This is a genomic window from Methylobacterium sp. Leaf469 (assembly GCF_001424745.1).
GTDB lineage: Bacteria > Pseudomonadota > Alphaproteobacteria > Rhizobiales > Beijerinckiaceae > Methylobacterium.
The window spans coordinates 798,969-821,523 of record NZ_LMRE01000001.1; the positions used below are offsets into that span (position 1 = coordinate 798,969).

The window sequence follows — 22,555 nt, forward strand, 5'->3', positions numbered from 1 at the left end:
GCCGACCGCCGGAAAGTGCCGCCATGTCCACAGGTCCCCGGAAGGGCATCTCCAAACTCATCGTCCTGCTCGGGCTGGTGATCTGCGCCGGTCTCGGCGCCGTCGCCTGGTCGGAGCGCGACTCGGCCTTCGCCGGATGGGTGCTCACCACGGTGCGCGAGCGCATGGCCCAGATCTCCGGCCCGTCCGAGGAGGCGGCCGACACCGTCGGCGGCCGCGCCGACACCGTCGCGCGGGTGTTCCGCCCGAACCCGGCCCAGCGCACCGCCCTGGAGATCGCCCCCGTCCGGGCCGTGACGTTCCGGCCCGAGGGCACGGCCGAGGGGCGCATCGCCCTCAACGACGACGACAACGTGCCGGTCACCTCGCCCTATGCGGGCCGGGTCACCAAGGTGCTGGTGCGGGCGGGCGACGAGGTGAAGGCCGGCGACGTGCTCCTGACCATGGAGGCCACCGACATGGTCCAGGCCCAGAGCGACTACCAGGCGGCGCTGAACACCATCGCCAAGACCACCGCCCTGCTGAAGCTCGACGTAACCATCGCGGCCCGCCAGCAGGAGCTGTTCCAGGCCAAAGCCGTGGCTCTGAAGGACTACCAGTCGGCCCAGAACGACGTGATCGGCGCCCAGAGCGACCTCAAGACCGCCGAGGCGAGCCTGGAGGCGGTGAAGAACCGCCTGCGCATCCTCGGCAAGTCGGATGCCGACATCGCCGCCTACGAGAAGAAGGGCACCCTGAGCGCCGAGACGCAGCTGCGCGCGCCCATCGCCGGCACCATCGTCCAGCGCAAGGTCGGCATCGGCCAGTATCTCAGCACCTCGGCCGAGCCGGTCTTCGTCATCGGCGACCTCTCGACGGTCTGGCTCGTCGCCAACGTGCGCGAGAGCGAGATCCCGAAGATCCGCCTCGGCCAGGACGTCGAGGCCCGGGTGGCGGGCTTCGGCCAGCGGGCCTTCAAGGGCAAGGTCGACTACATGGCGGCCTCCCTCGATCCGGCGACCCGGCGCCTCGCCGTGCGCAGCGAGGTCGAGAACCCCGACCGGGTGCTCAAGCCCGAGATGTTCGCCGCCTTCACGATCTTCACCGGCCCCGGCCAGACCGCGCCGGCGATCCCGCCCTCCGCCATCGTCTACGAGGGCCGCCGCGCCCAGGTCTGGGTCGCCCGGCCCGACGGCGCCATCGAGGCCCGCGCCGTCACCCTCGGCCTCGCCGGCCAGGGCATGGTGCAGGTGGTGGAGGGGCTCAAGGCGGGCGAGGAGATCGTCACCCGCGGCGCCCTGTTCATGGATCGCGCCGTCAGCGGCGACAAGGCGTCCTGAGCCGGACCGCACGACCCTTACCGTCCCCCAAGAAATTCCCAGCCCCGATCGGCCGACCATGACCCGCGCGCGATGAACAGCCTGATCGTCTTCGCCCTGCGCCAGCGCGTGCTGGTGTTCCTCATGTTCCTCGCGATGCTGGGGCTGGGCTACGCCAGCTACACGCAGCTGAACATCGAGGCCTATCCCGATCCGGTGCCGCCGCTCGTCGACGTGATCACGCAGAATCCCGGGCAATCGGCCGACGAGATCGAGCGCTACATCACCATTCCCCTGGAGGTGCAGCTCGCCGGCATTCCCAACGCCACGGTGGTGCGGACCATCTCGCTGTTCGGCCTGTCCGACGTGAAGGTGCAGTTCAACTACAACTTCACCTACCAGGAAGCCCTGCAGCGGGTGCTCAACCGCCTGTCGCAGCTGCCGCCCCTGCCGGGCGGGGCCCAGCCGCAGATCTCGCCGACCTCCCCCGTGGGCGAGATCATGCGCTACAAGGTGACGGGGCCGGCGGGCTACTCGTCCACGGAGCTGAAGACCCTGCAGGATTGGGTGCTGCAGCGCCGGTTCAAGGCGATTCCGGGCGTGGTCGACGTCACGGCGTTCGGCGGCAAGACCAAGGAATACGAGATCGCCGTCGATCTCAACCGCCTGCAGGCGCAGGGCCTGACCCTGGTCCAGCTCGTCACCGCGCTCAACAATTCGAGCATCAACGTCGGCGGCCAGACCCTCAACGTCGGCGAGCAATCGGCGGTGGTGCGGGGCATCGGCCTCATCCGCGACATGGACGACATCCGCGACACCATGCTGACGCAGGTGGCCGGCGTGCCGGTCCTCGTGCGCGATGTCGCCGACATCCGCGTCTCCAACGCGCCCCGCCTCGGCATCGTCGGCCATGACGGCCAGAACGACATCGTCGAGGGCATCGTGCTCATGAGCCGGGGCGGCAAGAGCCTGCCGACCCTGAAACTGGTGGAAGCCGAGATCGACAAGATCAACGCCAGCGGCCTGCTGCCCCCCGACGTGAAGGTCGAGCGGATCTACGACCGCAGCGGGCTCATCCACACCACCACCCACACGGTGATGCACAACCTCGTCTTCGGCGTGATCCTGGTCTTCGTGGTGCAGTGGGTGTTCCTGGGCAGTTTGCGCAGCGCCATCATCGTGGCGGCGACGATTCCCTTCGCCCTCGGGTTCGCCATCCTCATCCTCGTCCTGCGCGGCGATTCGGCCAACCTCCTGTCGCTGGGCGCCATCGATTTCGGCCTCATCGTCGATGCCACCGTGATCATGGTCGAGAACGTGTTCCGGCACGTGGCCGAACCCGAGCACAGCGAGGGCCAGGAGGCGCCGGGCGGCCTCACCGGGCGGCTCGGCACCATCGCCATCGCGGGCGCGGAGGTGAACCGGGCGATCTTCTTCTCGGCCACCATCATCATCGTCGGCTTCCTGCCGCTCTTCACCCTGACGGGCGTCGAGGGCCACATCTTCGGCCCCATGGCCAAGACCTACGCCTACGCGCTCATCGGCGGCCTGCTCGCCACCTTCACGGTCTCGCCCGCCCTCTCGGCCCTGATCCTGCCGAAACACGTGGAGGAGCGCGACACCCTGGTGGTGCGCCTGCTGCGCTTCGGCCACGTGATCATCCTGCGCTTCGGCCTGCGCAACAAGGTGCTGTCGCTCCTCGTGGTGGCGGCCATGCTCGGGGCCTCCGCCATCGCGGCCAGAACCCTCGGCCTCGAATTCCTGCCCAAGCTCGAGGAGGGCAACCTCTACATCCGCGGCACCATGCCGGCCTCGATCTCGCTGGAGGCCGGCAACGCCTACGTCGAGCGCCTGCGCAAGATGGTGTCCGACGTGCCGGAGGTGGTCACCGTCCTGTCCCACCAGGGCCGCCCCGACGACGGCACCGACGCCACCGGCTTCTTCAACGTCGAGATCCTGGCGCCGTTGAAGCCCATCGACCAGTGGCGCGCCGGCCTCGACAAGGAGACCCTCGTGCGCACCCTGTCGAAGCAGCTCGACGACGCGTTCCCCGGCATCGAGTTCAACTTCTCCCAGTACATCGAGGACAACGTGCAGGAGGCGGCCTCGGGCGTGAAGGGCGAGAACTCCGTCAAGATCTACGGCAGCGACCTCACCGAACTCACCCGCACCGCCGAGGCCGTGAAGGCGTCGCTCGCCAAGATTCCCGGCATCGCCGACCTCTCGGTCTTCGCCTCCCTCGGCCAACCCACGGTGCGCATCGACATCGACCGGCGGAAAGCCGCCCGCTTCGGCCTGACGCCCGGCGACGTGAACACCACCGTCCAGGCGGCCATCGGCGGCCAGACGGCGGGCGACCTCTACGAGTACGGCTCGGACCGGCATTTCCCCATGCGGGTGCGCCTCGCATCCGAATACCGAAGCAGCCTCGCCACCATCCGCAACATCACCATCGGGGCGCCGAACCCCGCCGGCGGCGTGATCCCCGTGCCGCTCTCCGAGATCGCCACCGTGGAGCTGACCTCGGGCGCGGCGTTCATCTACCGCGAGAACCAGGAGCGCTACATCCCGGTGAAGTTTTCCGTGCGCGGGCGCGATCTCGGCGGCGCCGTGCTGGAGGCCCAGAGCCGGATCGCCCAGGAGGTGCCCCTGCCGGCGGGCTTCCACCTCGAATGGGTCGGCCAGTTCACCAACCTGCAGGACGCCGTGGCGCGCCTCAGTGTCGTGGTGCCCATCACCATCGCGCTCATCGCGCTCCTGCTCTACGTCAACTTCGCCTCCCTCACCGACATGCTGCTGACGCTCAGCGTGATTCCCATGGCGATGATCGGCGGCATCTTCGCCCTGGCCCTGACGCTGACGCCGTTCTCCATCTCGGCGGCCATCGGCTTCATCGCGCTGTTCGGCATCTCGACCATGGAGGGCGTGATCCTGCTCTCCTATTACAACCAGCTCCTCGACGAGGGCTGGGAGCGGGGCGCCGCCGTGTGGCACGCCGCCAACGTCCGCATGCGCCCGGTGATGATGACCTGTGTCGCCGCCTGCGTCGGCCTCCTGCCGGCGGCGGTCTCCACGGGCATCGGCTCGCAGGTGCAGAAGCCCCTGGCGCTGGTGGTGGTGGGCGGCATCATGCTCGCGCCCAACCTCATCCTGGTGATCGTGCCGATCCTCATCGGGCTGTTCTCGCGGCGCAAGCCGGCCCCGGGAATGCGCCCGCCGGAGGCCGCGCACGCGGCGGCCCGGGAGGCGTACGCGTGATGCGCGCGACACAGGGGCGTGAAAGCGTCGATCCCGCACGAACCGTCGCGTTGACTCGCGCGGGTCTGCGTCGCCTCTACGGGCGTCGGACGTCCGGCGGGATCGGCCACATCATGCGACGCACCACGAACGGATCCGGGATGGCGCTCCTGCGTACGGCCCGCGCCGCCGCCCTCGTGGCGGGCCTGGCGACGGTCTTGGCGGCGGGCCTCGGCGGCTGCATGGTCGGCCCGGATTTCGTGCCCCCCGCCGATCCGCCGGTGACCCGTTACACCCGCGAGCCCCTCGGCAACCCGACGGCCACCGACAAGGTGGTGACCCGCCAGGGCGGCTCGGCCGACCAGAACTTCATCGCCGGGGCCGATGTGCCGGGCCAGTGGTGGACCCTGTTCCACTCCAAGGCGCTCAACCACCTCGTGGAGGAGGCGCTCGCCAACAACCCCAACCTCGACGCCGCTCAGGCGGCCCTGCGCATCGCCCAGCAGAACGTCGAGGCCCAGCGCGGCACCCTGTTCCCGCAGGTGGGCTTCAACGGCCTCGGCTCGCGCCAGAAGGTGCCGGGCGGCGAACTCCAGAGCCCGCTCAACGACCAGCGCCAACTGTTCTACAGCCTCTATACCCCGCAGGTGACGGTCTCGTTCACCCCCGACGTGTTCGGCGGCAACCGGCGCCAGATCGAGTCGCTGGAGGCCCAGGCCGAGAACCAGCGCTTCCAGCTCGAGGCCGCCTACCTGTCGCTGACCGCCAACGTGGTGCTGGCGGCGATCCAGGAGGCGTCCCTGCGCGCCCAGATCGACGCGACGAAGCGGGTGATCCAGGCCCAGACCGAGGTGCTGACCCTCTACAACAAGCAGCTTTCCCTCGGGCAGATCGCCGGAGCCGACGTGGTGGTGCAGCAGGCGGCGCTCTCGGTGTCGATGCAGCTGCTGCCGCCGCTGGAAAAGCAGCTCGCGCTCCAGCGCAACCTGCTCACCGCCCTCGTTGGGCGCCTGCCCAGCGAGGAAGTCACCCAGACCTTCACCCTCGCGTCGCTCCGCCTGCCGACCCGGCTGCCCGTCAGCCTGCCCTCGCACCTCGTGCAGCAGCGCCCCGACGTGAAGGCGGCGGAGGCAAACGTGCAGCAGGCGAGCGCGCTCGTGGGGGTCGCCGTCGCCAACCGCCTGCCGCAGTTCAACATCACGGCCAATGGCGGGTCGAGCGCCGTGCGGATCGCGCAGCTCGCGAGTTCGGCGGCGAGCTTCTACGGCATCGTCGGCACCGTGGCCCAGCCGATCTTCGACGCCGGCACCCTGTTCCGCCGCCAGCGCGCCGCGGAGGAGACCCTCGACCAGGCCCAGGCCCAGTACCGCGCCGTGGTCATCGGCGCGTTCCAGAACGTCGCCGACGCCCTGCGGGCGCTGCAATCCGACGCTCAGGCCGTGGCGGCGGCGGCCGCGGCCGAGAAGGCGACGAGCCAGAGCCTCGACCTCATCCGCAAGCAGTACACCGCAGGCGCCATCAACAGCACCCAGGTGCTCATCGCCCAGCAATCCTACCTGTCGGCCATCGTCACCTCGGCGGGGGCCCGCGCCAACCAGTACGCCGACACCGCGGCCCTGTTCCAGGCGCTCGGCGGCGGCTGGTGGAACCGCAACGACGTCCGGCCGCCCAAGCCGGAACGGGACCCGGCGCCGTTCCTGTAGGGGACGCGCGCCCTGGGCGGAGTTCCACGAAAAAGGGCGCCGGAGACCGGCGCCCTTTATCGTTTCAGCGAACCGGCGAAAGGGTTCGGCGCTCGTCGCCTGTCAGCGCTTGCCGGCGTGGTCGCCGTCGCGCAGCTGGCCGGTGGGCTCCTGGACATGGGCCTCGAGGAACCAGAGTTGCTTGTCGACGCCGCGCGACACCTCGGTGAAGAGATCCGCCGTGCCGGCATCCCCGGCCTCGTCGGTGTCGTCGATGTTCTGGCGCACGGCGTTGGCGTAGACGGCGTAGCGGTCGATCAGCGCCGCGACGTGGTCGGCGATGGCGTAGGCGTCGAGGGGATAGGGGGCGAGCTGCGACGAACCCGCGACGGCCGCCGCCGTGCCCCGGGCGGTCCCGCCGAGCTGAGTGACGCGCTCGGCGACCTTGTCGTTGTAATCGTCGAGCTCGGCGCGGAAACCATCCAGCATCTCGTGGATGCCGATGAACTGCGGACCCTTCAGGTTCCAGTGCGCCTGCTTCACCGCCAGCGCCAAGTCGATGCCGTCGGCCAGACGGGCGTTGAGGGCGTCGGTCGAGACCTGCTTGGCGTTGGACTTCGTGCCGTTCTGGGTCTCGTGGAGCCGCTGGCCCGAGGTGGAATTCGTGTTCGCCATGATCAATCCTTTGCGTTTTGAGGAATGAAATCCCATTCCTCCGCCACGTGATGCACGGCCCGAGGCGATCGCCCCGTGCGTCACGCACATACCTCCATCAAGACGGCGAACGCCTGAGGGTTCCTTGGCCGCGACGCGAAGTGCCCGTGCCGGTCACGGTCGATGGCACGACGCCCCGTCGCGGAGCATCGCGGACCCGGCCTCAACCGTCGATGAGGTGCGGCACGAACCGGGCCCGGTCGGTGGTGATGCGCGACGCGCCCTCGCGCAGGCACAGACCGGCGGGTTCGTCGCCGACGATCCAGCTGCCGACCAAGGCGTGGCGGCCGTCGAAGACCGGGAGTTCGGCGAGCGCCTGGCGCACGTAGCCCTCGCCGCCGTAGGGCCCCTCGTCCCGCTCCAGCAGCACGCCGTCGCGCACAAGGAGGATGTTGGCGCCCTCGCGGGAGTAGAGCGGCTTCTTCACGAACGAAGTGCCGAGGGCCGCCTTGGCGGGGTCGGACTCGAAATAGGCCGGCAGCAGGTTCGGGTGCCCGGGCGCCAAGGCCCAGAGATGGGCAAGGAGCCCCTTGTTCGAGAGCACGGCCTTCCAGGGCGGTTCGAGGAAGCGGGTGGGCGACGCGCCGATGGCGGCGCCGAAGGCGTCGGCGAACATCCACTCCCACGGGTAGAGCTTGAACAGGGCGTCGAGGGGCCCGCCCCCGGCCTCGACGAAACGCCCGTCCTCGGCGAGGCCGATGGCCTCGATGGGCACGAAGGGGGCGGTGAGCCCGGCCTGCACCGCGCAATCCTGCAGGTAGGCCACCGTGCCCCGGTCCTCCAACGCGTCGGGAAAACACGTGAACGCCAACCGGCCCGGCAGCCCCATCCCGGCGAGGCGGGCGATGAGGCGCTCGTGCAGCGCGTTGAACTGGTCGGCCCCCGCGGGCAGGCGCCCCGTCGCGAGGCCGTCCTCCAGCCAGAGCCACTGGAACACCGCGCTCTCGTAGAGGGCCGTCGGCGTGTCGGCATTGTATTCGAGGAGCTTCACCGGCCCCGTGCCGGCCCCGCCGTAGCGGAAGTCGAGGCGTCCGTAGAGGGACGGGTCGCGCCGCCGGAAGCTGTCCGCGATGGCGTCCCAGGCGTGTTCGGGGATCGCCAGGGAGGCGAGGATCGCCGCGTCCGCCACCGCCCGCTCGGCGAAGGCGAGGCAGAGGGCGTGGAGGTCGCGAGTCGGCGCCTCAAGGTCGTCCTCGATCTCCGCCAGGGTGAAGGCATAGTAGGCGCCCTCGTCCCAGTAGGGCGCGTCGTCGAAGGTATGGAAGGTGAAGCCCGCCCGGGCCGCGTGCGCGCGCCAGTCCGGCCGCTCGGGCAGCGTCACCCGGCGCATCAGCCGCCCCCGAACCCGCCCGAGCGGCTGCCCGAGGCGGAGGAGAACGCCCGCCCGGTCGCGCCGAAGCCGCCGGATGTCACCGTGCGGGGTGACGATGGCGTCGCGCGCGCCACCCGCGACGCCACATGGGTCGCCCCGCCGCCGCGGGCGGCGAAAACCCGTCCGCCCGCGCCGGTGCAGTAGCCCCCGCCCCCGCCCGTCGCCTCGTCCGCGTGCCGGTAGAGGGGCTGGGGCGGCAGGGCCTGCTCCACCGTGCGGCCGAGGAGGTAGGCCGCCATCACGGGCACGAAGAACCCGGCCGCGTCCGCCACGACGGTCTCACCCGCGACGCAGCCGTCCGGGCCGTGATGCCCCCGGCACTCGTCCAGGGTGCGGTAGCGCGGCGCGCTCGACGCGTAGGCGGCCAGAGCCGCCGCGTGGTCGGTCGTGCAGGCCTCGGCGCTGCGCAGGCCCTGCGCGGCGCAGGCGGCGGGGTTCTCGTACACGAGGGCGTCCTCCTCCTTCTGGGAGGGATCGAGCCCGGCCAGCACCAGGGCGGCGGTGCCCGCCCCGGCGACGAGGACGAGGGAGATGGCGACGGAGCGCTTGCGGCGGCGCGCCTCGGCGGCGGCGTCCGGTGTCCCCGGGGGCGGCACCACCATCTCAGGCGGTCATCGAGGCGGCGTTGACGATGCCGCCCGCGAAGGACGCGGCACCGAGGAGCGTCGCGGCGGCCATGCTGCCCGCCTCGATGCGCCGGGAGAGGTCGGGCACGGCGAGGCGCACGAGCCAGTAGATCGCGATTTGCACCACGAGGGCGACGAGGCCCCAGACGATGCAGTCGAGGAGAGATTGCGCGTTGTAGATCGCCACCGAGAGCGGCAGGGCGAAGCCGACGAGGCTGAAGCCGAGGGCCACCGCCGCCGCCGCCACGTCCTGGCGGATCAGCGCCAACTCGTTGTGGGCGGTGGCGAGGGTGTAGACGAGGAGATACGTCCCGATGAGCCCCCCGGCGGTGGCGAGGTAGAGCAGGAAGGCGGGCAGCCCCGAGATCGAGGTCACGCCGGCATCCCCGAGCCGGGGCGCGGCGCTGCCGTAGGCGATTCGTCCATGGCACCGTCTCCCGTCTTAGCCCGTCCACACGGCGTACCATGCGGCCCCGCGCGATCACAACCGCGTGACGGCGTCCTCAACCGGCCTTCGCGTCGGCGGGCGCGTTCATCGGGGCCAGCCGAAGTAACGCGTGGCGGCGCCTCCGCCTTCCGCCAGCGGCCGCGTCAGCCGGCCGTGCCGGTCGATCAGCCCCCAACGGCCCCCGACCATGGCGGACGGCTGGCGCCCATCCGAGCGGCAGCCTTGGCAGACCAGGGCCTCCCCGCGGGCGTTGAACGGGAACGACCAGTCGAAATCCGTGGCCAGGACCCGGCGCAGGCGCCGGTCGTGGAACGCGACCTTGCCGGCGTGACGCGCGCGCACCAACCCCTGCGCGAAGGGGTCCGGCCCGTTGTCGAGGGGGAACACCGCCAGCGCCAGCCCGTCGCGGCGCGCCCAGAGCCAGCCGATTTCGTCGACGACGATCTCCGTCACCCCGCCCCGGAACGGCATGCGCGCGAGGCGGGCGGGATCGATGCGGACGAAGTCCCCCGCGCGGCGGGCGCAGTGCTCCGTGCGGGCGAAATCCGCGTGGACGTCGCGGCAGGCGAGCGGGTAGGCGCCCCCGTCGCGCGCCCGCACGGCCTGGGGCGCGAGGCCGGCCGCGAGCCCCAGGAGGGCGAGCGAGGTGAGCGCTCGTCCCCGTACCGCCCGGCTCACCGGAGGCCCCAGCGCCCGACCGGGCCGGGCGCGCCCGTGGCATTGTCCACGCACACGCGCCAGCCGCTGCCGTAGGCGACCTCGCGGACGTCCCAGACGAGGCCGGTGTCCGTCCGGGTCGGCACGGCCGTGCCGGTGGTGGCGAGGCCCGTTCCCGCCGCGGCGCGCGCCGCGATTGCCGCCGCCCGCTCGGGCGTGAGGCGGCCCGTCGCGGGTGCTTGCGCGCCGGATCGGGAGAACAGGCGGTCCAGGATCACCAGCACGGCTCGGGCTCCTCGCATCGACGGGCGAGCATGGGCGTCCGGCCCCGGGATGTCACCCGCCCCGGCGCCGGTTGCGGGGCGGGCGTCCGTCGGTCACACATCCCGGACCGTATCAGGCGGGAAGAACCGCATGGGAGGAACCCGGATGTCCCTGACGCTCGACCACTCCTCCGTGGAGGAACTCAACCTGGCCCTGCGCCTGTATCGGCGCCTGCTGGTCCGCCTGCTCCTGATCCTCGTCCTGGGCTTTGCCGGGGTGATCGGTCTGGCCAAGCTCAGCACGATCCTGTCGCCGCCCTACGGCGTCTATCTCCTCGGGCAGGGCCTGGAGACCTGGGGGCTGCTCGGCCTCCTCGCCCTGCTGTTCGCGGAATTCTGGTGGGAGGGCCGCCAGATCGGCAAGGCCCTGAACCATCCGGGCCTGCTGGATTCCCCTGTCGCCGGTCTGTTGAGCGGCCTCGCCGTGATCGGTGAGCGCGCCGCCGCCATCGGGATGGAGCCCGGCTTCTTCCACGGCCCCCTGCGGCCGATCCGCCAGCGCTGACGGGTCCGTGGCGCTCAGCGCGCCGGCCCCTCGCGGGCGACCAGACTGTCGCGGTGGACCGCGAGGCTCGCTCCGGCGCTCGCGAGGGTGACGGCGAAGCCGAGGGCGGGCAGCGTCCAATCCTCCGCCCGCCACAGGGCCGCCGCGAGGCCCGCGCCGGCGCCGAGGCAGGCCAGGGCCAGGGCGGCCCGCCAGCACCGCACCGCACGCGGCTCGAACCGCACCAGGCCGTTCGCCCACCAGACCAGGGGCAGCATCGACAGCCAATAGAGGGGTTGGGCCCGGGCGGCGCCGTGCGGTCCCGGCACGAGGCAGGCGGTGACCGAGACGGTGGCGGCGAGGCCCGCCACGACGGCGAGCCCGGCCGCCACGTTCGAGGGACGGTCCTTGCGCAGGCGCTGCCAGTAGGCCGGGTCGCGGCGGATCAGGGGGCTTCCTCCCGGGCCGGCGCCGGACGCTTCCAGGCCGCGAGGCGGGCCAGGACGTAGGCCGGCACGCGGTCGGCCACGGCCAGATTCTCCGGGCGCAGGGAGAAATCGTAGGTGAGGCCGTCGCGGTGGACGAGGTAGGTGCAGGTGGAGACCTCGCGCTTGTCCGAAGTGTCCGAGGCGAGGCAGCCGGGCGGGGCCTGGTCGGCCGGCCGCGCCGCGTGCCGGGACGGGAGGCGGTAGAAGCGCCGGTGGTCGACGCCCTCGGAATGGACGAGGCGCTCGCCGCCGGACGGGTCGGGCCGCCACGGCGCGCCCTCGGCGAGCCGCGCATCGAAAATGCCCCATTGCCGGGCGTGGAGGGGTGCGAAGCGGCGCCCGTCCGGGTCGCCGACGACGTGGACCACGAGGTCGGTGGCGAACGGGCCGGCATGGCCGTGGCTGAGGGGGCTGTAGCCGGGGAGGCCCGCCGCGACCTCGGCGGCGGGCAGCATCAGCCAGAGCGAATCCGCCGGTTCCCGGCCGAGCCCCGGGAGCGCGTCGAGCCAGGGCAGGCGGAAATTTCGGGAAAACTCGTAGGTGTGCGGCACGGCGTACGCGGTCCCGGCGAGGCGGTACCGCGTGATGCCGAACCGGCCCTCCGCCGCGAAGGCCGCGAGCACGAGGGGCAGGCCGAGGAGCGCGACGAGGCGCGCGACGCGACGCGAGGGACGCATGCGGGACGTTCCTATTCCGTGAGTCTGCCTATTCCGTGAGTCCGCCTATTCCGTAGGTCCGCCTGTTCTGTGGGCCCGGCGCGGAGCCCGGCCGCTTCCGCCGCGAGGTTGGCGCGGGCGGCGGCCTCCAAGCGGTCGTGGAAGAGGTCGGTCTGGTAGAGGCGCGGCCGGGCGAGGAAGCGGTCGAGGACCTGGGCGCGCCCGAGCCGCCACGCCGCCTCGGGAACGGCGGCGTATTCCCGGCGGATCGCCGCCGCGTAGGCCGCGTAGACGGCGCGCGGCGCACCGAGCACGGCGAGATCGAGGTCGAGGAGGAGCCGTGTCGCCGGGTCCGCGCTCGGGCCGTGCGCCGCCGTCGCGTGGATCATCGCGATCGCGGCCCGGACGCGCGCATCCTCGGACGCCGGCCCCGCCTCGGCACGCAGAAGGTCGGCGCTGCGGGCCTCGTTGTCGGCGCGGGCGGTGTCGTAGACGGCGTCGTGGAAGGCGATGGCGAGGTCGACGGCGTCGCCGTCGACGCCCGCGAAATCGGGATGCGCCCGCGCGGAATCGTGCCCCGCGAGCAGCGCCGCGACGTGGGGCCAGCCGTGATAGTGCCGGTCCGCCGCGCCGTAGCCCGCATCGAGGGCCCGCCACGCCGCCGCGCCGGGCGTGCCGACGGTCCGCGCCCACAGGGCGTCGAACCGCGCGCGAAGGGACGCGTCCGTGGCTTCCATCCTGCCGGCCTCAGTTCACGCGGTGGCAGGTCGAGGTGGTCTCGGCAGCCCCGCGCATCCCGCCCGCCGGCCGCACCTCGCAGACCACGTACTTGCCGCCCCGCTCGAGGGTGAAGCTCGGACCGGAGGCGGAGACGATGCGGTGGCCGCCGTTGAGGAGCGCGCTCATGGGCTCCTCAACCGGCACCCAGGTCGTGGCCGGGCGCGGCGGCACGGCGGGGGCCTGGGCGACGGCCGGGCCGGCCACGAGGATCAGCGGGACGAGGGTGTGGGACAGCGTTCGGCGCATGGGATCGTCCTGGGGTCGGGGGCGGGCCTTCGGCCCGTTCGGGCGGCGAGGGGGTCAGGGCGTCACCACGGTGAGGTCGGCGGCAGGCAGCCAGCCGATGACCGGGGCCTTCTCGCCCCGGTAGCGCACGCGCACCCAGGCGTCCCGCCGCTCCAACACCGCGACGGGATCGAGCCGGACGAGGTAGGGCGCCCGGGCCGGAGCCGGGCCGGGTTCCGGCCGGAAGGCCGTGCGCTCGGCCGTCACGAGGCCGACGCCGATCCATCCGTCCGGGGTCGACGCCGCACGCCGCGAGAGCGCGTAGGGGGTCCCCACCATGGTGCCCGTGGTCATCGAACACCCGCCGTGATCCTCCGCGAGGGTCAGGGCGGCGCCGTCCGGGGTGAAGGCGAGGTCCCCCGGGATGCGCTCCGGCTCGTCGGGAAACCACGTCTCGACCTTGGCCCGGTCGCCCGCGAGGGTGCCGCGCAGGAGGAACACGCAGGCGAATTGAGGGCTCCCGGCTTCGGCCGCCCCCCGCTGCTCGGCGAAGACCCCCGCCACCGCATCGCCGGAGACCGCCAGGGTCAGGCTGTCGTAGGTGCCGGACCGGGCGGCCGGCTCGGCCGCCGCCGCGCCGCAGGCGGCGAGCAGGGCGGCGAGGCCCAGGGCGGTATTACGCACCGTCAGAGGCCCTTCTCCAGCAGCTTCACCACGGCCTCGACCCGGTCCTTCGAGTCGGCGACGTTGGTGAACGGCCGCCAGTTCACGTCGAGGACCCCGCCGTCGAACGTGAGGCGCTTGGCGTAGTTCGAGGCGGGCGCGGTGTTCTCGTCGAAGCGGACGCGGATGGTCTTGAGCTTCGCGGCCAGGGCGTCGCGGCCCATCTTGTCCTTGGCCACCTCCTTCAGCCCGGCGGCGAGGGGCTCGAAGATCGTCTTCTCGAAATAGTCCGGGTCGGAATAGTACTTGGCGTCGCCCGGGAGCGTGAGGTCGTCCCACGCCACCTCCACCGGCACGGCGAAGCCCGCCGCCTCCTGGATCGCCTTTTCCTGCGCGGGGTAGCGGTCCTGGCGGTAGGCCGCGATCGCTCGGCGCTCGGCGAGGCCGATGGTCGGCTCGGCCATGGCCGAGGGGGCGGACAGGACCGACAGGGCGAGCGCGGCGGCGAGGGCGTGGCGGCGTGAGATCATGCGGTGGTTCCTCGGTAGGACGGCCCCGGATGCGGGCTTGGCGTGACGGTTCGATGACGGGGCGGGCACGCTGTCAAAGTGAGAGCCGCCCTCACGGGGAGATCGCCTTCACGGTGTCGGGGCGCAGCGCACCGGGCCGCCGGCCTCGACGGTGGGCGGGGCGGTCCCCGTGAGGCGTACGGGAAACGAGACGATGCTGGGCGTGTCCTTCGGGGCCTTTCCGGCCCGATAGCTCCCGGCGCAGGCCTTCACGGGTGCCGGCAGGGCCGCGACGGCGGGTGGAAGCGGCCCGTCGCGGGCGATCCGCGCCCAGCACCCGGCGCCGTGCTTCGGGATCGAGCAGGCCCCCTGCACGCCGCGGAGGAACCCGAGCCGCAGGGTCCCGTCCGCGACCGCGAAGGTGTCGATGCCGGCCTCGGCGGTCGTGTCCCGGATCAGGGTGCGGCCCGTGCCCGCGTCGAGCACCGCGAACGGGACGGTGCCGTTGGTGCTCGCTTGCTCGAAGACGAGGAACCCGCCCGTGCGGCCGAGGAAGCGCTGGCCGGCGGTCGCCAGGATGCGCGCACCCGGCCCCGGCGCGGCGGCGCAGGCGGGGGCGGCGCCGTTCACGAGCGGCACGAGGCTCGCGTCCTCGGGGTCCGGCGTGTCGGTGTCGCTCTCGCGCACCATGAGATCGCGGTAGGTGGTGCAGGTGATCTGCTTGCCCTCCCCCGACATCTTGCCCTCTCCAGACGTCGCGGTCTCGGTCTTCGCGGGCGGCTCGAACCGCGCCGCCTCCCATCCCGCCGCCACTGACGGGGCGGGGAGGCACGCTGCGAGGAGCGCTAAGCGGGCGGCGGAGCGGGTGGCGGGGAGAAGGCTGCGTCTCATGCGGGTTCCCTGTATACGGCGCGGGAGCCCCGAGGAAAGGCAGGATGGAGTGCCATGCGGACCGTTCTCGCCAAGGTCGCCAAGGGTTTTGCCGGGCCGCTCGCCACGCTTCTCGCCGCGCCGCTCCTCGGATCGCTCGCCGTCCGGGCCGAGCCCGCTCTGCCGGGCGACGTGACGGCGTACGTGACGCGGCTGCGGGACTGCAACCATTGGGGCGGGGAGGAGGCCACGGACGCGGCGCGCGGCCGGGCCATCGCGGCGGCCGTGAAGCGTCTGCGCTGCGACGCCGCCGAGGCGGACGGGCGGACCCTGCGACGGCGCCACCGGGGCGACCCCGCCGTCCTGAAGGCCCTCGACGGCGCGCGCGATGCGGACGGTTGAGCGGGGGCCCGACGCCGGCGATCCGGTCCGCCGCCGCGTCCTGCGCCTGCTGCACGTTCCGCTCCTCGGGCTGCTGCTGGCACTCGGCCTCGCCCCGGTCTTCCTGCTGTTTCCCCTCCTGCCCGCGGAGCCCGGAACCGATCCGACCCTGCGGCCCGTCGAACTCTGGCTCGGCACGGCCCTCGTCGGCGGCCTCGTCGGCACCGTGGAGGGCGCGGCGCGGCCCCTCTACCGGGCGGCCGGCCTCGTCCTCGCCGTCGGCCTGCTCTCGATCCCGGTCCTGCGCGTCCTCCTCTGGACCGACCTTCCGGTCCCGCACGGGCTCGCGCGCTGGCTCGGCCTCGACGGGGAAGCCGCCCTCGACGCCCACCTGTACGAGATCTGGCTCGCTGCGTGGCTTTCGGCTTGGGTTTTGGCTTGGGTTTTGGCTTGGCTCGGCCTCGCGCTCCTGGGCCGGCACCTCCCGGCGCGACGCGCCCGCATCGGCCGGGCCGCCGTTCGATGACGGCGCCGGTCGGGGATTCTGGTCCGGGATTGTCGGCGATGATCGTCCCGCCATGATTGCCCCTCGGTCCGACGGGACGCGAAGGGCGGCCCTCGTCGTCGGCGGCTGCGGTGTCGTCGTGTTCGGCTGGGCCCTCGTCGCCTACGCGCCGGTCCCGGGGATCGCCGCGGCCGTCGTCGCGGTGCCGGCGTTCGCCCGCGCGGCGACGCACCGGGTCGCGGTCTTCCTCGCCCTGGCGGCCGTCGGCGGCGGCATGACCTGGGCGGCGTTCGGAACGACGACGGGCTACTTCGTCCTGAACCGATCGCGGCTCGACGCCGTGGTGGCCGAGATCGCGGCCATGCCCACCCTGGTGTCCTTCGAACGCGGGCGGGACGATCCCCCGGCGGCGGAGCGAACGGCGTGGTGGGAGAGCACCCGCCTCGTCAACGGCCGGCGCGTCACCCCGTACCGTCCGCAAGGCGCGCGCGACACGGGCAGCCTGCGGGAGATCGACGTCCTGCGGGACCTCGGGGTTCCCTACGCCCGCTACCGCGCCCTCTGCGACGCCCTCGAACGCCTCGGGCTCGCGGGGTTCACCCGCGGTCCCGGCGGCGAGATCGCCCTGGACGAACCGATCCCGGGGGGCACGCCCTGGGGCACGTCGTTCGTGTACCGGCCGGACGATGCGTTTCCGGCCGGCTCCGGGGCCGAGAGCGACCGCCGCCTCGCGCCGAACTGGTTCTTCGTGACGCGGGGCTGAGATTCACCGGACGACGCCGCCGGATTCCTGGAAGCCGGATTCCTGGAAGGAAGAGCGGGCGCGCGGAGCCTCCGCCGTGGTGATGGTACCGGTCCCGAGCAGGGCCGCGAACACGAGCATCGGCACGGCCCAGACCTGCATCGGCAACCCCCAGAAGGCGTGGTCGCGCCCGGCCGGCCCGAAGGTCGTGCCGCGGTTCCAGCGCAGGCCGAGGCCGAGGACGGCGAGCGCCGCGAGACTCATGGTGAGGCAGACCGCCCGGTCCACTTCCGGCCCGTCGACCTGCCGCAGGACGATCAGGGGCAGGAACATCGCCAGCGCCACGAAGAAGACGACCCAGTAGCCCCGCCCGGTCCAGAACACGATCATGCGGCGCCCCCCTCGCGCGGTGTGTGGAGCGATCCGTCCCGCCGAAGCCGAGATCGCATCAACCCATGGACCCCGCGCCGGCCCGCCGGTTGCGCACCATCGCGGCGAGGGCCGCGACGATGATGGCCGCCAGCGCTCCCGCAATGACCAGAAGCGTGACGGTGCGGTTCCACAGGCGGTCGAGGGCGAGATCGGTGGTGACGAGGTCGGGCCGGGCCGGATCGGCCATCACCCGGACGCTGTAATCGCCCGCATGCACGCCCGTGAACACGGTGTTGATCCGGCGGACCACCGGGCCCGACGGGGTGGGCAGGGTGAGGGTCATGTCGCAGAGGTGGAGCACGATCTTGGTGCTGCACTTGCCGTCGCTCACCCGCGCGGCGGCGACGGGACGCGCCGTGTCGCGGATCTGCCAATCCGTCACCACCGGCGGGGCCGTGTAGACGGCGCAGGCGACGAGGAGGGCACCCAGCGCCACGAGGCCGAACAGGGTCCAGAAGATGTTGCCCCAGCCCTGGCGGGGCGGCGGCAGGCGCAAGGATTCGGTACGCGAGGGCTCGGGGCGGTTGGCGGCGGTGTTCATGGTCGGAACCTCACGGGATCACGGGGGTCTGGGAGGATTCGGAAGCCGCCGCGGTCTCGGCCAGGACACGGCGCGCCTGCGCCGCAGTCTCGGCCAGGACACGGCGCGCCTGCGCCGCCTGCCGGTAGCGGCCGATGAGGTCGGCGAAGTCCTGTACCGACATCCGGTACGGCAGGCCGGCCGTGACGGTGACGATGCCGCGCCCTGCGTCGAGCTTCACCTTGCGGCCGCCCGGCACCGCCTGCGGGAACGGCGCCTCCGGCGGCAGCAGCAGGCGGGTGACGACGCCGTTCTGCCGGGTCGTCATGTCGAGGTCGGCGATGCTGTCCCAGAGGATCGGTCGGTCGAGGCCGGGCACCGCCAGGGCCTCGGGGGTCAGGATCATCGTCGTGCGCTCGCCCCGCCACAGCCGAAATCCGCCGAAGCCGCCCAGGACCGCCCCGCACGCCAGCGCTACCCCCACCACGGCCCCCGCCTGGCTGGCGGACAGGCCGGGCAGGCCGGCGGCGAGCCACAGGAGGGCGACCCCGATGAAGAAGCCGCCCGCCACCAGGAGGGCGATGGCCCCCGGGCGGGTGCTTTCGCGCAGCTCCCGCGCCTCGGTGCCGATCTCCGCCGCCGTCGCTTCGAGATGAGCGCGGAAGGCCGCATCGTGGGCCCGCACCGCGTCGAGGAAATCGTGCGTCGCCGCGCGGCAGAGGCCGGCGGGATCGGCGAAGTAGGCCGCGAGCTGGCCGAGCGCGTGCGGGGGCGGAACGGCGGCGGCGGCGGCCAGGAGTTCGGCGTCGAGGGTCCGGCCGAGGGCCGCCACGCGCTCGCGGGTCGGCGGATGGGTGTCGGTGGGGTGGGCCTGCTCCGCCTCGAGATGCGTCGCCGGATCGTCGAGGCCGCGCGCGATGGCGTGGTCGAGGCTCGCCGCCACGAGGTCGGCCGGGGCGGACCCGGGCGCCTCGGCGGCGGCGTCCAAGGTCTCGGCGATGCGGGGGGCCACCGCCCCCGTGCGCAGGAGCGCCCGCGCGGCGGCGTCCACGGAGGCCGGGCCGGCACCCGCCGCATCGGCCGCGAACTCGCGGGTCCGGCTCCAGTGGCGCACGGCGAGGTGGAAGTTCTCCATGACGAAGACGCCGAGGCGCAAGGACGGGCCGAGGAGCCCGAAGGACCCGGCATGCCCCTCCGCCACCGCGTCGAGGGAGCGGCCGACGCCGGCATAGATCGGCAGGAAGCGCTGGCTGTAGACGGTGTCGCCCCCGGCGTAGTGGGCGAGTTCGTGGCCGATGATCGCCGCCACCTCGTCGCCCCGCAGTAGGGCGAGGTAGGGCAGCGGCAGGTAGAGGATCCGGCCCGTCAGCGGCGCGCCGCCGGGCTCGACCACGGCCGGGCCGGCGCTGACGAAGAAGCCCCCCGTGAGACCGACCACCACGGCCTCGGGCTTCAACGCCCCGAGCCGGTCGGCCAGCCCCTCGGTGAGCCGCCACAGGCCCGGCGCCTCGGCGGGCGAGACGACCCGGCCGAAGATCGACAGGGGGTCGGGCTCGAAGGCGGACAGCGCCCGGCGCAGGCCCAGAACCGTGGCGCCCGCCGCGATCAGGACCGCCCCGACGGCGACGGCGGCCAGGAACAGCATCTTGATCTCGCCGCCGCCCAGCCCGGGCCGCGCCAGCAGCCCGGCCTCGAAGACCACGGCCGCGACGAAGCCCGCCGTGGTGAGGAGCACCTGGAGGGCGAGCACCGGCGGCAGCAGGCGGCGCATCCACGAGAAGCCGGCCACCAGCGCGTCACGCGAGGCCCGCCCCAGTCGCCCGAGGGCGGCGCCGGCCAGGAGCACGAGGATCGACAGGAGGGCGGCGCCCCCCCCGGCCGCGACGACCACGGGCGGGAGCAGGCGGCGCCAGTCCATGATCGTCGTCAGGGTCGCGGCCTCGTCCCGGGCCGCCCGAGCCTGAACCAGGGCGAGGGGACCGCCGTAACCCTTGCCGTTGCGGCGGAACTGCATCCGGAAATCGGGGCGCCCGTCCGGCGGCGCCCGCGCCTCCAGATCCGCGACGATCCGGGTCAGGTGCTCCCGCTCGGCGGCGAGATCGGCCCAATCGGCGCCGGCCCGCTCCTGCTCCCACAGGCCGAGGAGCAGGATGCCCAGGGGCAGCAGGACGGTCGCCGCCACGAGGCGGGCGAGGGCATTTAGGCGCGACGGCGCGCGCGGGGTCTTCGTGTCGGAGATGCTGGCCTCCTCAGGTCATCGGCCCGAAAGGTGGACACCGGTTCTCGGGGATGCCGGTGCCCGCACGCGGCTCCGGCCCATCGCCGGGCCGCTGCCGATCGCCGTCGGGCGTTCGCTTCGAAAGGGGGAGCCCCCCGACGGGACGCGACGCGATCAGAACTTGTTCGCCGCCGGCACGTCCGCCGGGATCGGAAGGTGGGTTTCGTGCTTGGCGCAGGGAATCCGGTCGACCCGGCGGGTCTCGCCCTTGATGAGTTCCATGGCTCCGGTCTTGCGGTCGATGTTGAAGTACCCCCCGGGGTTCTTCAGCTTGATGATGTCGCTGGATTCGGCGGCGACGGCCTGCGGCTTCGAATCGAGCGCACCGTTCGCCTTCATCAGCGCCCAGCGCCGGGCGGGAAGATCGATGCTGAAGTAGATCGTCTTGCCACCGGTGTTGACGCAGGCCAGCGTGAACGGCTGCGCCGTCTCCTGCGCACGTGCAGGCTGCTGCGCGAGCGCGGCGCACACGCCGAAGGGGAGTAGAAAACGGCGCGCGTGTTCGTGCCTGTTTCCCCGCATTCGCCCCGCTCCCCCTGACTGCGCCGGCATGATCGCGGCGTTCGGTCATAAGCACGCGGACCGCGATCGGCAAATCCATCGCCCGTGCGCGACGGCCCTGCCTCGCGAGGCGGATTAGGAGACCATGCGTGATTTTGCCCGCCGGCCGTCGCGGATCCGCACGTCACTTTGGAGCTTATCCAAGGTGATCGTGTTTCCCCTCGGCACCCCGTCCGGCGCGCCGGACCTCGCCCGGCCGTTCGCCGGCGACGGGGCGGCGCCGCAACGGGACCAGTTGGAGCCCTCGAAGTGAATCGGAGAGACTTGATGGTGGGAGCATCCGCCACGGCGGCCCTGGCGGCCGTGCCCGCAGCGGGCGCCGCGCCGACGGCCGACAGGCCGTCCGGAACCGACAAGCCCGTTCTGGCGAAGGTGTCGCTGACGGTGAACGGCCAGCGCCGGGACCTCGAACTCGACACCCGCACCTCGCTACTCGACGCGGCGCGCGAGCACCTGCACCTCACCGGCTCGAAGAAGGAGCCCGTTCTGGCGAAGGTGTACCGACAAGCCCGTTCTGGCGAAGGTGTCGCTGACGGTGAACGGCCAGCGCCGGGACCTCGAACTCGACACCCGCACCTCGCTACTCGACGCGGCGCGCGAGCACCTGCACCTCACCGGCTCGAAGAAGGGCTGCGACCACGGCCAGTGCGGCGCCTGTACGATGATCGTCGACGGACGGCGCATCAACGCCTGCCTCACCCTCGCGGTGATGCACCAGGGCGCGGAGATCGTCACCATCGAGGGGCTGGGCCAGCCGGACGCCCTGCACCCGATGCAGGCCGCCTTCATCAAGCACGACGGCTTCCAGTGCGGCTACTGCACGCCGGGCCAGATCTGCTCGGGCGTCGCCGTGCTCGCCGAGATCAAGGCCGGCATCCCGAGTCACGCCACCGCCGATCTCAACGCGCCGATGCAGGTCACGGACGCCGAGATCCGCGAGCGCATGAGCGGCAACATCTGCCGCTGCGGCGCCTATTCCAACATCGTCGAGGCGATGACCGAAGTCGCGGGGAAGCAGGCATGAAGTCCTTCACGTACGAGCGCCCGACCTCGGCCGCCGAGGCGGCSGCCGCCGTCGCCCGCACCCCGAACGCCAAGTTCATCGCSGGCGGCACCAACCTCCTCGACCTGATGAAGCTGCAGATCGAGACCCCGACGCACCTCGTCGACGTGAACGGCCTCGGCCTCGACACCATCGCGGCGACCCCGGAGGGCGGCCTGCGGGTCGGCGCCCTGGTGCGCAACACCGATCTCGCCGCCGACGCGCGGGTGCGCAAGGATTACGCGGTGCTGAGCCGSGCGCTGCTGGCCGGCGCTTCGGGCCAGTTGCGCAACAAGGCCACCACGGCCGGCAACCTGCTCCAGCGCACCCGCTGCCCGTACTTCTACGACACGGCGCAGGCCTGCAACAAACGGGCCCCCGGTTCGGGCTGCTCGGCCCTCGACGGGGTCTCGCGCCAGCTCGCGGTGATCGGYGCCAGCGAGGCCTGCATCGCCACCCATCCGGGCGACATGGCGGTGGCCATGCGGGTSCTCGACGCCACCGTSGAGACCGTYGACGCGAAAGGGGCATCGCGAAACATCCCCATCGCCGAGTTCCACCGCCTGCCGGGCGACCGGCCCGAGGTCGACACCACTCTGAAGCCCGGCGAACTCATCACGGCGGTGACGCTGCCGAAACCGCTGGGCGGCACGCACATCTACCGCAAGGTCCGCGACCGGGCCTCCTACGCCTACGCCCTCGTCTCGGTGGCCGCCGTGGTGCAGCCGGACGGCACCGGCCGGGCGGCCTTCGGSGGCGTCGCGCACAAGCCGTGGCGGGTCGAAGCCGCGGAGGGCGCGATGGCGCAGGGCGCCAAGGCGGTGACCGMSMAGGCCTTCGCCGGGGCCAAGCCGACCCACGACAACGCCTACAAGCTGAAGCTCGCCGAGCGCACGCTCGGCGCGGTGCTCACCGAAGCGAGGGCTTAGAGCCATGAAGTTCGACACCCCCGCCGGCCAGAACCCCATCGACCAGCTCAAGGTCGTCGGAAAGGCCACCGACCGGATCGACGGCAAGTACAAGACCACCGGCACCGCCCCCTACGCCTACGACTGGCACGAT

Annotated in this window: 26 protein-coding genes; 9 read left to right on the top strand and 17 right to left on the bottom strand. The window is 72.5% G+C overall.

The window, feature by feature from the left end; all coding sequences use genetic code 11:
• Positions 1–23: 23 nt before the first annotated feature.
• The 3 genes from ASG60_RS03740 (at position 24) to ASG60_RS03750 (ending at position 6,238) form a co-directional block, all read left to right on the top strand.
• The gene (locus tag ASG60_RS03740; RefSeq protein WP_056384255.1) at positions 24–1,319 is read left to right on the top strand and encodes an efflux RND transporter periplasmic adaptor subunit; all 1,296 of its coding nucleotides are present in this window, start codon (positions 24–26) and stop codon (positions 1,317–1,319) included.
• Between the two features lie 72 nt (positions 1,320–1,391).
• Complete coding sequence (locus ASG60_RS03745; protein WP_056170989.1) at positions 1,392–4,556, top strand: CusA/CzcA family heavy metal efflux RND transporter; 3,165 nt, start codon at positions 1,392–1,394, stop codon at positions 4,554–4,556.
• A gap of 113 nt (positions 4,557–4,669) precedes the next feature.
• Positions 4,670–6,238, top strand: coding sequence for an efflux transporter outer membrane subunit (locus ASG60_RS03750; protein WP_244476561.1), 1,569 nt, complete (start codon positions 4,670–4,672; stop codon positions 6,236–6,238).
• A 102-nt stretch (positions 6,239–6,340) separates the two neighbouring features.
• Here the strand turns inward: ASG60_RS03750 and dps are convergent, their stop codons facing one another.
• The 6 genes from dps to ASG60_RS03780 form a co-directional block, all read right to left on the bottom strand.
• A complete protein-coding gene (gene dps / locus ASG60_RS03755) occupies positions 6,341–6,892 on the bottom strand; it encodes a DNA starvation/stationary phase protection protein Dps (RefSeq protein WP_056265194.1) in 552 nt (183 codons plus the stop codon).
• A 202-nt stretch (positions 6,893–7,094) separates the two neighbouring features.
• The gene (locus ASG60_RS03760) at positions 7,095–8,261 is read right to left on the bottom strand and encodes a glutathionylspermidine synthase family protein (RefSeq protein ID WP_056384257.1); all 1,167 of its coding nucleotides are present in this window, start codon (positions 8,259–8,261) and stop codon (positions 7,095–7,097) included.
• Positions 8,261–8,905 carry a DUF1190 domain-containing protein gene (locus ASG60_RS03765; protein WP_056170981.1) on the bottom strand — a complete coding sequence of 215 codons (645 nt, stop codon included), beginning with the start codon at positions 8,903–8,905 and terminating at the stop codon, positions 8,261–8,263. Before ASG60_RS03765 ends, ASG60_RS03760 begins: the two co-directional genes overlap by 1 nt.
• Position 8,906: 1 nt before the next feature.
• Entirely contained in the window at positions 8,907–9,305 is a 399-nt protein-coding gene (locus ASG60_RS03770; RefSeq protein ID WP_056384258.1) for a DUF350 domain-containing protein, read from the bottom strand.
• A 156-nt stretch (positions 9,306–9,461) separates the two neighbouring features.
• Positions 9,462–10,055: a hypothetical protein gene (locus tag ASG60_RS03775; protein WP_056384259.1), complete on the bottom strand. Its 594-nt coding sequence runs from the start codon at positions 10,053–10,055 to the stop codon at positions 9,462–9,464.
• Entirely contained in the window at positions 10,052–10,318 is a 267-nt protein-coding gene (locus tag ASG60_RS03780) for a hypothetical protein (RefSeq protein ID WP_056384260.1), read from the bottom strand. The genes ASG60_RS03775 and ASG60_RS03780 overlap by 4 nt, the downstream gene beginning before the upstream one ends.
• A gap of 145 nt (positions 10,319–10,463) precedes the next feature.
• On the opposite strand from ASG60_RS03780, the gene ASG60_RS03785 reads away from it, so the two are divergent.
• The gene (locus ASG60_RS03785) at positions 10,464–10,862 is read left to right on the top strand and encodes a hypothetical protein (RefSeq protein ID WP_018042895.1); all 399 of its coding nucleotides are present in this window, start codon (positions 10,464–10,466) and stop codon (positions 10,860–10,862) included.
• Positions 10,863–10,876: 14 nt separating this feature from the next.
• Here ASG60_RS03785 and ASG60_RS03790 read toward each other — a convergent pair whose 3' ends face one another.
• From ASG60_RS03790 to ASG60_RS03820, 7 genes are all read right to left on the bottom strand, one after another.
• On the bottom strand, positions 10,877–11,233 hold the full coding sequence (locus tag ASG60_RS03790; RefSeq protein ID WP_018042896.1) for a hypothetical protein: 357 nt from the start codon (positions 11,231–11,233) through the stop codon (positions 10,877–10,879).
• A 53-nt stretch (positions 11,234–11,286) separates the two neighbouring features.
• Positions 11,287–12,006 carry a hypothetical protein gene (locus ASG60_RS23005; protein WP_056170968.1) on the bottom strand — a complete coding sequence of 240 codons (720 nt, stop codon included), beginning with the start codon at positions 12,004–12,006 and terminating at the stop codon, positions 11,287–11,289.
• Between the two features lie 11 nt (positions 12,007–12,017).
• The gene (locus ASG60_RS03800) at positions 12,018–12,722 is read right to left on the bottom strand and encodes a hypothetical protein (protein WP_056384261.1); all 705 of its coding nucleotides are present in this window, start codon (positions 12,720–12,722) and stop codon (positions 12,018–12,020) included.
• Between the two features lie 10 nt (positions 12,723–12,732).
• The gene (locus ASG60_RS03805; RefSeq protein WP_056088182.1) at positions 12,733–13,011 is read right to left on the bottom strand and encodes a hypothetical protein; all 279 of its coding nucleotides are present in this window, start codon (positions 13,009–13,011) and stop codon (positions 12,733–12,735) included.
• Between the two features lie 54 nt (positions 13,012–13,065).
• Positions 13,066–13,674 (bottom strand): hypothetical protein, encoded by a 609-nt coding sequence (locus ASG60_RS23105; protein ID WP_200947645.1) that lies wholly within the window; start codon positions 13,672–13,674, stop codon positions 13,066–13,068.
• A 2-nt stretch (positions 13,675–13,676) separates the two neighbouring features.
• A complete protein-coding gene (locus ASG60_RS03815) occupies positions 13,677–14,183 on the bottom strand; it encodes a hypothetical protein (protein ID WP_056088179.1) in 507 nt (168 codons plus the stop codon).
• A gap of 108 nt (positions 14,184–14,291) precedes the next feature.
• Positions 14,292–15,053 (bottom strand): hypothetical protein, encoded by a 762-nt coding sequence (locus tag ASG60_RS03820; RefSeq protein WP_056088177.1) that lies wholly within the window; start codon positions 15,051–15,053, stop codon positions 14,292–14,294.
• A gap of 54 nt (positions 15,054–15,107) precedes the next feature.
• Here ASG60_RS03820 and ASG60_RS03825 point away from each other — a divergent pair, with 54 nt between their 5' ends.
• Genes ASG60_RS03825 through ASG60_RS03835 form a run of 3 tightly spaced genes read left to right on the top strand, consistent with a single transcriptional unit; the run spans position 15,108 to position 16,681 of the window.
• Positions 15,108–15,434 (top strand): hypothetical protein, encoded by a 327-nt coding sequence (locus ASG60_RS03825; protein ID WP_056384262.1) that lies wholly within the window; start codon positions 15,108–15,110, stop codon positions 15,432–15,434.
• Positions 15,421–15,939, top strand: coding sequence for a hypothetical protein (locus ASG60_RS03830; RefSeq protein WP_055950618.1), 519 nt, complete (start codon positions 15,421–15,423; stop codon positions 15,937–15,939). The genes ASG60_RS03825 and ASG60_RS03830 overlap by 14 nt, the downstream gene beginning before the upstream one ends.
• Before the next feature lie 52 nt (positions 15,940–15,991).
• Entirely contained in the window at positions 15,992–16,681 is a 690-nt protein-coding gene (locus tag ASG60_RS03835) for a hypothetical protein (RefSeq protein ID WP_056384263.1), read from the top strand.
• A 3-nt stretch (positions 16,682–16,684) separates the two neighbouring features.
• Here the strand turns inward: ASG60_RS03835 and ASG60_RS03840 are convergent, their stop codons facing one another.
• The 4 genes from ASG60_RS03840 to ASG60_RS03855 form a co-directional block, all read right to left on the bottom strand.
• On the bottom strand, positions 16,685–17,050 hold the full coding sequence (locus ASG60_RS03840; RefSeq protein WP_056384264.1) for a hypothetical protein: 366 nt from the start codon (positions 17,048–17,050) through the stop codon (positions 16,685–16,687).
• Positions 17,051–17,108: 58 nt separating this feature from the next.
• Positions 17,109–17,633: a hypothetical protein gene (locus tag ASG60_RS03845; RefSeq protein ID WP_056384265.1), complete on the bottom strand. Its 525-nt coding sequence runs from the start codon at positions 17,631–17,633 to the stop codon at positions 17,109–17,111.
• Between the two features lie 10 nt (positions 17,634–17,643).
• Entirely contained in the window at positions 17,644–19,794 is a 2,151-nt protein-coding gene (locus ASG60_RS03850; protein ID WP_056384266.1) for a M48 family metalloprotease, read from the bottom strand.
• Between the two features lie 210 nt (positions 19,795–20,004).
• Complete coding sequence (locus ASG60_RS03855; RefSeq protein WP_156369077.1) at positions 20,005–20,442, bottom strand: hypothetical protein; 438 nt, start codon at positions 20,440–20,442, stop codon at positions 20,005–20,007.
• Between the two features lie 523 nt (positions 20,443–20,965).
• Between ASG60_RS03855 and paoA the strand changes: the two genes are divergently transcribed.
• Positions 20,966–21,475: an aldehyde dehydrogenase iron-sulfur subunit PaoA gene (gene paoA / locus ASG60_RS03860; protein ID WP_056306514.1), complete on the top strand. Its 510-nt coding sequence runs from the start codon at positions 20,966–20,968 to the stop codon at positions 21,473–21,475.
• Entirely contained in the window at positions 21,472–22,422 is a 951-nt protein-coding gene (locus tag ASG60_RS03865) for a xanthine dehydrogenase family protein subunit M (protein WP_056384267.1), read from the top strand. Before paoA ends, ASG60_RS03865 begins: the two co-directional genes overlap by 4 nt.
• Positions 22,423–22,555: the final 133 nt, after the last annotated feature.

Bases quoted from the DNA above. Each gene is read 5' to 3' on its own strand.
- ASG60_RS03835 (WP_056384263.1), top strand. From the start codon at position 15,992: ATGATTGCCCCTCGGTCCGACGGGACGCGAAGGGCGGCCCTCGTCGTC.
- dps (WP_056265194.1), bottom strand. From the start codon at position 6,892: ATGGCGAACACGAATTCCACCTCGGGCCAGCGGCTCCACGAGACCCAG.
- ASG60_RS03820 (WP_056088177.1), bottom strand. From the start codon at position 15,053: ATGAGACGCAGCCTTCTCCCCGCCACCCGCTCCGCCGCCCGCTTAGCG.
- ASG60_RS03830 (WP_055950618.1), top strand. From the start codon at position 15,421: ATGCGGACGGTTGAGCGGGGGCCCGACGCCGGCGATCCGGTCCGCCGC.
- ASG60_RS03805 (WP_056088182.1), bottom strand. From the start codon at position 13,011: ATGCGCCGAACGCTGTCCCACACCCTCGTCCCGCTGATCCTCGTGGCC.
- ASG60_RS03740 (WP_056384255.1), top strand. From the start codon at position 24: ATGTCCACAGGTCCCCGGAAGGGCATCTCCAAACTCATCGTCCTGCTC.
- ASG60_RS03845 (WP_056384265.1), bottom strand. From the start codon at position 17,633: ATGAACACCGCCGCCAACCGCCCCGAGCCCTCGCGTACCGAATCCTTG.
- ASG60_RS03825 (WP_056384262.1), top strand. From the start codon at position 15,108: ATGCGGACCGTTCTCGCCAAGGTCGCCAAGGGTTTTGCCGGGCCGCTC.
- ASG60_RS03815 (WP_056088179.1), bottom strand. From the start codon at position 14,183: ATGATCTCACGCCGCCACGCCCTCGCCGCCGCGCTCGCCCTGTCGGTC.
- ASG60_RS23005 (WP_056170968.1), bottom strand. From the start codon at position 12,006: ATGCGTCCCTCGCGTCGCGTCGCGCGCCTCGTCGCGCTCCTCGGCCTG.
- ASG60_RS03760 (WP_056384257.1), bottom strand. From the start codon at position 8,261: ATGCGCCGGGTGACGCTGCCCGAGCGGCCGGACTGGCGCGCGCACGCG.
- ASG60_RS03800 (WP_056384261.1), bottom strand. From the start codon at position 12,722: ATGGAAGCCACGGACGCGTCCCTTCGCGCGCGGTTCGACGCCCTGTGG.
- ASG60_RS03765 (WP_056170981.1), bottom strand. From the start codon at position 8,905: ATGGTGGTGCCGCCCCCGGGGACACCGGACGCCGCCGCCGAGGCGCGC.
- ASG60_RS03840 (WP_056384264.1), bottom strand. From the start codon at position 17,050: ATGATCGTGTTCTGGACCGGGCGGGGCTACTGGGTCGTCTTCTTCGTG.
- ASG60_RS03745 (WP_056170989.1), top strand. From the start codon at position 1,392: ATGAACAGCCTGATCGTCTTCGCCCTGCGCCAGCGCGTGCTGGTGTTC.
- ASG60_RS03855 (WP_156369077.1), bottom strand. From the start codon at position 20,442: ATGCCGGCGCAGTCAGGGGGAGCGGGGCGAATGCGGGGAAACAGGCAC.
- ASG60_RS03785 (WP_018042895.1), top strand. From the start codon at position 10,464: ATGTCCCTGACGCTCGACCACTCCTCCGTGGAGGAACTCAACCTGGCC.
- ASG60_RS03750 (WP_244476561.1), top strand. From the start codon at position 4,670: ATGCGACGCACCACGAACGGATCCGGGATGGCGCTCCTGCGTACGGCC.